Origin of the sequence: Actinomyces sp. HMSC075C01 (assembly GCF_001812965.1) — a bacterium.
Lineage (GTDB): Bacteria > Actinomycetota > Actinomycetes > Actinomycetales > Actinomycetaceae > Actinomyces > Actinomyces acetigenes.
Genome location: NZ_KV811015.1, coordinates 13,110 through 15,305 on the forward strand (window position 1 = coordinate 13,110; position 2,196 = coordinate 15,305).

1 protein-coding gene is annotated in these 2,196 nt (G+C 60.7%); it reads left to right on the forward strand.

Going from position 1 to position 2,196, the window contains the following annotated elements:
• On the forward strand, window positions 1-2,196 hold a 2,196-nt coding region (locus HMPREF2883_RS09760; protein WP_256277422.1), incomplete at both ends, for a tetratricopeptide repeat protein.

The following is a 2,196-nucleotide window of genomic DNA, read 5'->3' on the forward strand; positions in this document are numbered from 1 at the left end:
AGCCGTCACTGAGATGGAGGTGGCGCTCAAAGAGCTCAGCGGGGACGACGCCGCAGTCCTTGAAGCGGTGCGGTTCCCGGACAACTTCGAGACCTACCTCCGACGGCGAGCGGCTGGCCGCCGCCAGAACGTCGAGGCGGCAGCCGAGCCCTTCTTCAATGACCTGAACCGCATCGTTGCCGAAGAGTTCATCCGTCTCGCGCCAGGCTCACGGGGCTTCGACCTCGCCGCGCTCAAGCAGCTGCTCGCAGGCCAGGAGCAGCTGCTTGCCGGGCAGGAGCAACTGCTGGAGGGGCAAGCAGAGACTAACGACCGCGTGAGGGAAGTGGCTTCCGACACCAAGACGATGGCTACGGATATTAAGGAGATCCATAGCGCGGTCACTCGAAACCAATCCGCCTTGCCCACTCGGATTCGCTTCGGCAGCCGCCCCCAGGTCACCGCAGGTTTCGTCAAGCGAGAAGGGCAGGATAATTTCTTCGATGCCATCTTCACTCACGCTGAACCGAAGACAGTTCTGACAGGGATGCGAGGAAGCAGCAAGACTCAGCTGGCCGCGGCCGTTGCGGCCAGGTGCGAAAACGAGGATTGGCCCCTGGTCGCGTGGATCAATGCAGCCTCACGTAAGGAGCTTGTCGCCGATCTCTACGAGCTCGCAATACGGATCGGTATCGATGCGCCGAAGGACGTGTCTCCGGAGATCGTTGTTCGGCGCTTCTTGGATCTGCTGCACTCAGCAGATGCGGCGGACCGTCTCTTCGTCTTCGACAACGTGGAGAATCTCGACGACCTGAGAGATCTCATCCCCAAGGGCAGCGGAGTCCGGGTCATCACCACCACCACACGCCACCTTGACTGGAACAGTTTGGGGTGGTCACCAATGGTAGTCGGCGTCTTTGAACGGGAGCAGTCGATCGCTCTTCTCTGCCAACGCACCGGTGACGCTCACCGAGATGCGGCTGACCAGATCGCAGAGGTGCTTGGCGATCTTCCTGTCGCCGTGACCCAAGTGGCTGCGACAGCAAAATGGGGTGAATACACCTTGTCCGGCTACCTTGACAGGCTGAGTAATCACCCGCTCGAGTCAAGCATCAGTCGTCTCGAGGGCGATGACTACCCGGACGCCGTCGGAGTCGCACTGTTAATGGCGTACGAGCAGGCCTTGGAGCAGCTCAGAACCAAACACCCTCAGCAGGAGAGCATCGCCACCTCACTCCTTGGCATACTGTCCCTTCTCGCTGCTTCCGGAGTACCGACTCACTGGCTTCTGGAGCTCGACGATGACTCCGACGCAGTTCGAGACACCCTGTCATTCCTGAAGAGATCATCAATTCTCCAAGAATCCATCGACAGCAACAAGACCATCATTCACCGCCTCCAGGGGCAAGTTTATCGCGAAACCTACCTGAGTAACCAAGAGAAGCTCAACGAGGCACGCGCGAACACAACAACCCTTCTCAACGAGATCGACGTGGACCGGCTAGATAATTTTGAACAGCAGCGACAGGAAACACGCAATCTCGTCGAACAAATAGGTACCGTCACATCACAAGGCTACTCTCGCCCTCTATTCTCCGATCCGGAATTTGCTGCACTACTAGCAACGACTCTGCGGAATGCGACCGACCTTGGGATGCCACAACTGGCACTTACCCTTACTGATTCTGTCACACGGGCGGGCGACACCCTGGGCCCCGATCACCCCAGCACCCTGACCGCGCGTCTCAACCTCGCTGGCGCCTATTGCGACGCGGGCAGGCTCGACGAGGCCATCACCCTGTACGAGCAGACCCTCGAAGACAGCACCCGCATCCTGGGACCCCACCACCCCGACACCCTCACCACACGCGACAACCTCGCTGGCGCCTATTGCGACGCGGGCAGGCTCGACGAGGCCATCACCCTGTACGAGCAGACCCTCGAAGACAGCACCCGCATCCTGGGACCCCACCACCCCGACACCCTCACCACACGCAACAACCTCGCCTACGCCTACCAGGCAGCCGGCAGGCTCGACGAGGCCATCACCCTGCACGAGCAGACCCTCGAAGACAGCACCCGCATCCTGGGACCCCACCACCCCGACACCCTCACCACACGCAACAACCTCGCCTACGCCTACCAGGCAGCCGGCAGGCTCAACGAAGCCATCGCCCTGAGCCAGCAGACCCTCGAAGACCGCACCCGCATCCTGGG